The sequence below is a fragment of the Vallitalea sediminicola genome, from assembly GCF_054408565.1.
Map to the genome: position 1 here is coordinate 94,332 of NZ_BTPT01000044.1, position 8,208 is coordinate 102,539.

Consider the following 8,208-nt stretch of genomic DNA (forward strand, 5'->3'; position numbering starts at 1 on the left):
CCTTTCCTATTTTTATTAAACTATATCATAGATGCAGAATGGGAAAATTGATATTTGATGAACTATTTCTTAAGATTTTCTAAAGTTTTATATTAATTATATCTGATTAATCATACTGGCATTATAAGCAGCACCGAATCCATTATCAATATTAACTACCGAAACGCCAGATGCACAGCTATTCAGCATTGAAAGCAGCGCTGACAAACCATTAAAATTAGCACCATATCCAACACTTGTAGGAACAGCTATAATTGGCTTATCTACTAATCCTCCTACTACACTCGCTAGAGCTCCTTCCATACCAGCTATGACAATAATGACCTTTGCAGCTCTAATGATTTCTAATCTAGCATATAATCTGTGTATACCTGCTACACCAACATCCGTTATTACCTCTACTCTATTTCCTAATATCAATGCGGTTTCTTTTGCCTCTTCAACTACTGCAAGATCAGAAGTTCCTGCTGAGACTATAGCAATATATGATTCTGTTCTTGGAACTTTCTTCACCTCATAAGTGATTGTTCTACCTAATTCGTTGTATTTTAAATCTTTATTCAGCTCCTTAACTTCTTCAAACATTTCCTTACTAGCTCTTGTTGCTAAAATATTATTATTTTTAGTTAACATGAATTTTATTATTTCTCTTACTTGAGATATGGTTTTACTCTCACAGTATATTACTTCTGGATATCCTACTCTTATTTCTCTATGATTATCAATCTTAGCAAAACCCAGATCCTTGAATGGCAAGTCTTTTATTACCTCATATGCCTCATCTACAGATATATTATTTTCTTTTAATTGCTCTAATAGTTTAATTATATCTTTTTCATTCATTTTCAGCACCTGCCTCTATATCTTTTTTACTGAAGTCGCCCATCTTATAGCCTTGTAAATCTAACGTAGTATAGTTAAATCCTATCTCAGAAAAATATTCTATAATATCTTCCCTCACTTCTGGATCATAAATCTTGGTCAATTCATTTTTATCTATTTCTATTCTAGCCAAGGTTCCATGTACCCTCACTCTACATGCTTTCATGCCCTTATTCATCAGATATTTTTCAGCTTTTTCTATTCTGTCTAATGTATCTACTTCAATTATTGTATCATGTGGAATTCTTGTTAAAAGACAAGCGTAGGAAGGTTTATTCCATACTTCCAACTGTTTACTTTTTGCCATTTCCCTAATATCTGATTTAGTGATTTCACATGATAATAAAGGACTTACAATTCCTAATTCTTTCAATGCCATCATACCTGGTCTATAATCTTTAATATCATCAAAATTAGTTCCATCAATAACGTATTTGAAATTTTCTCGTTTGGCTTTTTCTTTTATTTTTTGAAAAATGTAATTCTTGCATAGATAACATCTATTTATGGGATTATTTTTTATATCTTCCAAGATATCTACCTGAAAAAAATCGTGTTCTACTCCTATTTTTTGTGTAAACTCTTTGGCCTCTTCTATTTCCCAATTTGCTATATAAGGTGAGTTTATTGTTACAGCCTTCACATTATCGCCCAATGCTTCTTTTGCTGCATATAATAGAAAAGTACTGTCTACTCCACCTGAGAAAGCTATTATTACTTTTTCTAATTTTTTTAAGTATTGTATTAGAGTATTATATTTGTCCATAATCATTCTCCACTCAAGTTAATTTATATATTTCATCATAAATAGTTCTTATTGGTACTCCATTTTCATTTGCTAACCTCTTACATTCTTCATATTCTGGTTTCATTTTTATGACTTTCCCATCTAGTATCCCTCTTTTTATAGGTATGTCTCCATATTTTGTTGAAAGGGTTATGAACTCTCTATCCAGCATTACTTTTTCAACTGTATATTTTCTAAGACCTAAGGTAGTTGTCTCTACTAGTAATACATTCTCTATTTTATGTAAACTAGTTGAGTCAGCTAAGACACTTAATTTAATGGCTGGTCTTCCTTTTTTCATGATGATAGGTGTTTTATATACATCCAATGCTCCATTTTCAAAAAGTTTATCTTCTATATAGCCGAATAGCTCTGAATTCATATCATCAATATTGATTTCTAACATCGTCTGCATATCTTTGACTTTATCATCAACTTCACCTAAAAAAGTTCTTAATACATTTGGTATTTCAAAATCTTTGGTACCTAGTCCATACCCTGTTCTTATTATTTTAAAATCCATTTCATCAGTGAATTCATTAACCATAGTCTTTAATATGGCAGCTCCAGTAGGAGTTGTTGTCTCAGAATTCACTTTTCCCATGTGTACAGGTATGTGAGTAAGAATCTCTGTAGTTGCAGGGGCTGGAACAGGGATAATTCCATGAGCACATTTAACGAAACCACCACCTAACTCTACTGTAGAAGACATAATTCTATCTACCTTAAGATTATCAATACTTATAGCTGCTCCTATAATATCAACTATGGAATCAACAGCACCTACTTCATGAAAATGGACTTCATCTATAGATTTCCCATGTACTTTTGCCTCAGCTTTTGCTACAATTAAAAACATATCCTTACTCAATTTTTTGACATTCCCGTTTAAATCACTATCGTTAATAATTTTATATATACTACTTAGATTTCTATGCTCGTGATTATGCGTATGTGTGTGCACATGTTCATGAGTATGATTACTATTTTCTAAAATCACGTCTACTTTCGTTCCTGTAATTCCCATCTTTTGTTTTGTTTCAACCTTAATCTTGAATTCTTGTGATATTGTAAGCTTGTTAAGTTCTTTTATTAGATATTCTTTATCCACACCTAAATCTATTAATGCACCTAAGTTCATATCTCCACTGATTCCAGCGAAACAATCATAGTATAAAATTTTCATAAAAGTCTACTCCTTATCATTTTCATGGATATCAATCATTTATTTCATTAAGATTAATCAATTTATTGAGATTTTACCGAACTCACCAAAATCCTCAGCCATTTTTTTATAAACTTCTTTTCCAAGTAGAAACTTATAAATCTCCTCTGCTTTTTCCTCAGGCTCTATATCCTTGAAGCTATCAGGGTAAAGAACTTTTCCAAGGTAATATGCATCTGCCATTGCAGTTCCTATGTTGGTATGATAGAAATTATATGGCAACTGTGAATACAGCTCACCGTTTTTGAAGGCAGATAATGTATTATAGAAATCTGGATTCTTGTTATAATCATCTTTTACAAGATTAAGTCCACCATAGTCAATAAATATCTTATCTGGATTCCACTCAATGAGCTTTTCTTTATCTATCATGATAGAACCTGTTTTTCCAACTTCATCTACAACATTCTTAGCACCTATCGCTTTAAATAGGGAATAATCACCATAGGTACTTTCTATACCATGACTTCCTTTATATGATAAAGCGCCTATATATGCACTTAACTTTTTATCTTCTTCAATATCTTTTGTTCTATTGTTCAAATCATCATGACAATCTTTCATAAAATCAATGACTTCTTTGGCTCTATTATCCTCACCCATAACTTTTCCAATAATTTCTAGTGATTGGTATACAGCAGGATCAAAAGTAGATACTTTACCATAACTTAATGCCACTACTGGTATACCAGTCTTAGCTTGGAGTTCATCTACAGTAGCCTTATCAAATGCATACATAGAAAATATTACATCTGGTTTGACTGATAGAAGTTTTTCAGCATCTGGGGAATTATTTGGTCCTCCTTGACCGATTACCTCTAGTTCTTTTAATGACTCATTAGCAAGAGCATATGGTCTTCCTGTAGGATGATCCTTTTCAATCTGTTCTATACCGACTACTTTGTCTGTACTATCTATGTAACAATACAGCCTTAATGCTCCTGGTCCAATAGCAACTATTTTCTTTGCATTGTTATCCATAGAGACAGTTCTTCCTAGCATATCTGTCAAGGTTAACTCATCTGTACTTGAATCTTTGCTAATTGTAGATTTGGAATCACATCCAATAAACAACATTGTCGTTATCAAAAACGTTATAATCACTACTTTTATATTTTTGTTATTCATATTCATAAATCTCCTTTTATCTATTGAACTTAAACATCTATCACTCATATCCATAAATTCAATATATTCTCCATGATTTTATAAGTTGAATAGAACCATATAATTGCTGTCTCTATATCAATTATTCAATTCAACTTATATACTATTCATTATATTGGTACTACAACCATCTTACTGTTCAATTTTTCAACTTTCACTGGAACTGAGTAGACAAACTCTATATTTTCTGAAGTCATAATTTCTATTCCTCCAGCTGCATATATTTTGCCCTCTTTTAATAGGATGAATTTATCCGCAAATCTCAAAGCTAAATTCAAATCATGTATAGTGACTAAAGCAGATATTTTCTTGCTTTCAACTACATTTTTAATAATATTAATAACTTCCAACTGATTTTTAAGATCAAGACTGCTTGTAGGTTCATCAAACATAAGTATTTTAGGCTCTTGTGCTAATGCCCTGGCTATAATTACTTTTTGTAGTTCTCCACCACTTAATTCATCTATATACCTTAACGCATGTTTCTGTAACTCAAGCATTTCTATGGCACTATTAACAATGTCAAAATCTTTTTCTGTAACGTCCCATTTAATATATGGTTTCCTACCAATAAGTACAGTATCGAATACTGTCGTTCTAAATGACTGATTGCTCTGAGAAACATAACCTATCCTCTTAGCTAACTCTATTTGGCTTAATTTTTGAATATCTGATTTATTAATAAGAACTGTTCCCTTTTGGGGTTTTAAAATTCTGTTTATACATTTTAGAAGGGTTGATTTTCCTGTCCCATTAGTACCTAGTATTGCAATACATTCACCTTTTTGTATTGAAAAAGAAATATCTTCCAAAACCTTATTACTTGGGTAACTAAATTCTAACCCTTGTACTGATAGAATCATTTTCTCTTTTGCCCCCTTAACAGTAAATATAGAAATAATGGAGCACCTAGAAAAGATGTTATTGCTCCTACTGGCAATACTACTGGTGCTATAATCGTTCTTGCTAATGTATCAGCGAACAATAGAATTATTGAACCAGTTACAGCAGATATGGGTATTAAGAATCTATGGTCACCACCAATAATCCTTCTTACTATCTGTGGAGATATGAGTCCAATGAACCCGATTATTCCAAGAAATGCCACTGCCACTGATGTTATTAATGATGAAACAAACATCCCGCCAAAACGTACTCTTTCCACATTGACACCTAGACTTTTGGCAGACTCTTCGCCGCTATCCAGCGCATTATAATCCCATCTTTTCAGCATGAAATAGATTAGTGCGACACCTATGATAACAGTCATTATTAATACTTCATTCCATGATACTCTGCCAAGATCACCAAAAGTCCAGAAAACTGCTGCTGCCACCTGTACATCATCAGCAAAATATTGAATTAAAGTAGTTCCCGCAGAGAAAAGAGAACCTAGTGCAACACCTGCTAATATGATTGATTGAGGTGAAAAACTTCTCAGCTTCGCTAATAGCAAAATGACAAAAGCAGCTACCATGGATAGAGTAAACGCTGATAAAGTGACAATATAAGGATTATTAATAATAACTGCATCAGCTCCCAAGCTTCGAAAACTACCTGCTCCAAATATAATTATAGCTAGATTAGCTCCAAAAGCTGCTGCGTTAGATATTCCTAATGTTGACGGTGATGCCAAGGGGTTTCGCAAGTTATTTTGCATAACACAACCTGATACGGATAGACCAGCACCAGCAACAATAGCAGCAATAATTCTTGGTAAGCGAATTCGTAAAACAACAACATTAGAAATTTCTGTTCCCCGACCAATAATTGATCCCAATATTTCATGGAAACTTATATTGGTAGAACCTGCATTTATTGCAACAATTGACAATATAAACATTATGATGATAGAACAGATTCCTATAGCTATTTTTTTATTTGTATAGCTTTTATATGCTTCTATTCCATTCTTTTTTACAGCTGATTTATAATTGATTTTTATCACATCTTTCATATCATTGTGTTTTACCAGCCTCTTGAGTATTCTTCATAACAATCAAGACATAGTTTTTTTCCATTACTAATTCTTATATTACTTTCTTTGGCTCCTTCACCACAATTTTCACATATTACAGTATTAAATATTCTGGCACGAGAAGGTACTTCATAGTTAGGTTTTTTTATACTGAATACTTCGTCTGCTGGTGCTTCTAATATATGTATTTTTTTCTCATCTCTGGTCATTTCACTTTTAACTTCATTTAGTATCAATCTTATACTATCTCCATTGGTACGATTAAAAAATGAGAATGCCATCTTGCCGGTATCCTTATATATTAGATTGCCTTTTCCCATTGTACAGCCTGTAATCACTTGGACGGCATCTACTCCGCAGGCATCATTTTCTGTAATACATACTAATTCCTCATCTTCAGAGAATTTTAAATTGATTTTTTCCATAGCTATTTCACATGCTCTGTATCCAATAGCTAGACCTGGACATTCATGTCCGTGGAATTCTTTACATTTTTCCCATAACTTTTTATTCATGATATTCCTCCTTATTTATATGGCTCACTGCTCCATATTCTCCTATACTATTTGCACTCAAATTTTGTATTTTGCCTTATGTATACATTTCATAAGAGTTTCTTATAACGTAAAACAGCCCATGAAAAGTACTAATTAAATTAGTACCCTTCATGGGCTGTTTATGTCGTAAACTTAAGTTTCTATAAGTCTCTATATTAAGCCTTCATGGCTCATATTCTATAAAGATATTATCATAGGTGTTATCAAAAGTCAAACTTGATTACGTTATTTGCAAGTAACACAGAAAAAATAAATGATTATATTTTGAATAAATCTACTGTTTTGGTTAACCTTGCTGTAGCCTCTTTACTTTCTTCTGCTTTTGCTGATATTTCTTCTATTGATGCGATTTGTTCTTCTGTTGATGCTAGAACTTGCTGTGTACTGGAATCAGTTTCATGAGTTATTTGAGATATTTCATTTATAGCATCTAGAATATCTTTTTTGCTTTTGACCATACTAGTGGCATGGTCATTTTTCAAGTCATCTAGGTTATCTACTATACTATCAATATACTTTACAGTCTTATCAAATATTTCTTTTGTACTAACCATATAATCAGCACCTGTACTTACTACATTATCAATTTTTTGTATGGAATCAACTGCTACTCCTGTTTTTTCTTGTATGTTAGTAATCAGTTCCTGAATATCCTTCGTCGCTTTACCAGTATTTTCTGCAAGGTCTCTTATCTCCCCTGCTACTACAGCAAATCCTTTTCCCGCTTCTCCTGCTCTTGCTGCTTCAATACTTGCATTTAGTGCTAATAGATTAGTTTGGCTGGCAATATTCTCTATCAAACCAATAATATTCTCTGCATTCAAAGATGATTTATGTACGATATCTATAATTTTAACTATATCTTTTATCTGTCTAGTACTATCTTCAGTAGTGTTGTATAATTCATCCATTATTTTAACACCTTTATTACCTAGCTTCATTGTATCTTCGGATATCTCAAGTGATTCATCAAGATGTTCGATAGTTTCTGATATATCTTCTTCTAACGTTTTGGATATATCTATAATCTTATCACTGTATGATACTTCTCTTACAGTCCTATCAGCAAGGCTCTCCATTGCTTTTGCAAGTTCTTTTGCTTGTTTCTCTGAATTATCTGCAATTGATGAAAGGGTATTAGAAGAATCAGATACATTATTAGATTCGTATTTAATCTTATTAATTAATTCAATTGAATTCTCCTGCATTTTTATTAAAGATTTTGCCATGACTCCGATTTCATCGTTCATATTAATTTTATCTTTGGATATTTCTTTTGAATAATCTCCATCTGCCATGGATTCTAAATGTTTTGAAGCTATTTTTAATGGTTTTAATAATTTATTGATGATGATAGTAAGGATTCCTCCAACTACTATTAAGCAAATGACCGCTATCAATATTGATTCTCTTATCATTGCACCATTATATGTATCACTGCCCACATATTTGTTTACAGTAAATATATTAATTATTGTTAATACCCCTAGTGCTAATAAAAATATTATATTTACGCAAAATATTATTTTTTTTCTTATTGTTATATTATTCTTTTTTACATTTTCTACTTCGACTTCATTCTTCATATAAACTCCTTGTATACTAAATATAT

At 31.9% G+C, this 8,208-nt stretch carries 8 protein-coding genes; all 8 read right to left on the reverse strand.

Annotation, left to right across the window (positions count from 1 at the left end; all coding sequences use genetic code 11):
* Positions 1–96: 96 nt before the first annotated feature.
* Positions 97–843 carry a nickel pincer cofactor biosynthesis protein LarB gene (gene larB / locus ACX6CF_RS18230; RefSeq protein WP_458786795.1) on the reverse strand — a complete coding sequence of 249 codons (747 nt, stop codon included), beginning with the start codon at positions 841–843 and terminating at the stop codon, positions 97–99.
* A complete protein-coding gene (gene larE / locus ACX6CF_RS18235) occupies positions 836–1,648 on the reverse strand; it encodes an ATP-dependent sacrificial sulfur transferase LarE (RefSeq protein WP_458786796.1) in 813 nt (270 codons plus the stop codon). The genes larB and larE overlap by 8 nt, the downstream gene beginning before the upstream one ends.
* A gap of 13 nt (positions 1,649–1,661) precedes the next feature.
* Entirely contained in the window at positions 1,662–2,855 is a 1,194-nt protein-coding gene (larC, locus tag ACX6CF_RS18240; protein WP_458786797.1) for a nickel pincer cofactor biosynthesis protein LarC, read from the reverse strand.
* 57 nt (positions 2,856–2,912) lie between these two features.
* A complete protein-coding gene (locus ACX6CF_RS18245) occupies positions 2,913–4,022 on the reverse strand; it encodes an iron ABC transporter substrate-binding protein (protein WP_458786798.1) in 1,110 nt (369 codons plus the stop codon).
* Between the two features lie 149 nt (positions 4,023–4,171).
* On the reverse strand, positions 4,172–4,924 hold the full coding sequence (locus ACX6CF_RS18250; protein WP_458786799.1) for an ABC transporter ATP-binding protein: 753 nt from the start codon (positions 4,922–4,924) through the stop codon (positions 4,172–4,174).
* Entirely contained in the window at positions 4,921–6,018 is a 1,098-nt protein-coding gene (locus tag ACX6CF_RS18255; protein ID WP_458786800.1) for a FecCD family ABC transporter permease, read from the reverse strand. The genes ACX6CF_RS18250 and ACX6CF_RS18255 overlap by 4 nt, the downstream gene beginning before the upstream one ends.
* An 11-nt stretch (positions 6,019–6,029) precedes the next feature.
* Complete coding sequence (locus ACX6CF_RS18260) at positions 6,030–6,554, reverse strand: FmdE family protein (protein ID WP_458786801.1); 525 nt, start codon at positions 6,552–6,554, stop codon at positions 6,030–6,032.
* A 299-nt stretch (positions 6,555–6,853) separates the two neighbouring features.
* Positions 6,854–8,208, reverse strand: a 1,355-nt coding sequence (locus ACX6CF_RS18265; RefSeq protein WP_458786802.1) for a methyl-accepting chemotaxis protein, incomplete at its 5' end; no start/stop codon positions are given.

What these genes read in the sequence shown, in the direction of transcription:
- larB (WP_458786795.1), bottom strand. Translation starts at nt 843, where the DNA reads ATGAATGAAAAAGATATAATTAAACTATTAGAGCAATTAAAAGAAAAT.
- larE (WP_458786796.1), bottom strand. Translation starts at nt 1,648, where the DNA reads ATGGACAAATATAATACTCTAATACAATACTTAAAAAAATTAGAAAAA.
- larC (WP_458786797.1), bottom strand. Translation starts at nt 2,855, where the DNA reads ATGAAAATTTTATACTATGATTGTTTCGCTGGAATCAGTGGAGATATG.
- ACX6CF_RS18245 (WP_458786798.1), bottom strand. Translation starts at nt 4,022, where the DNA reads ATGAATAACAAAAATATAAAAGTAGTGATTATAACGTTTTTGATAACG.
- ACX6CF_RS18250 (WP_458786799.1), bottom strand. Translation starts at nt 4,924, where the DNA reads ATGATTCTATCAGTACAAGGGTTAGAATTTAGTTACCCAAGTAATAAG.
- ACX6CF_RS18255 (WP_458786800.1), bottom strand. Translation starts at nt 6,018, where the DNA reads ATGAAAGATGTGATAAAAATCAATTATAAATCAGCTGTAAAAAAGAAT.
- ACX6CF_RS18260 (WP_458786801.1), bottom strand. Translation starts at nt 6,554, where the DNA reads ATGAATAAAAAGTTATGGGAAAAATGTAAAGAATTCCACGGACATGAA.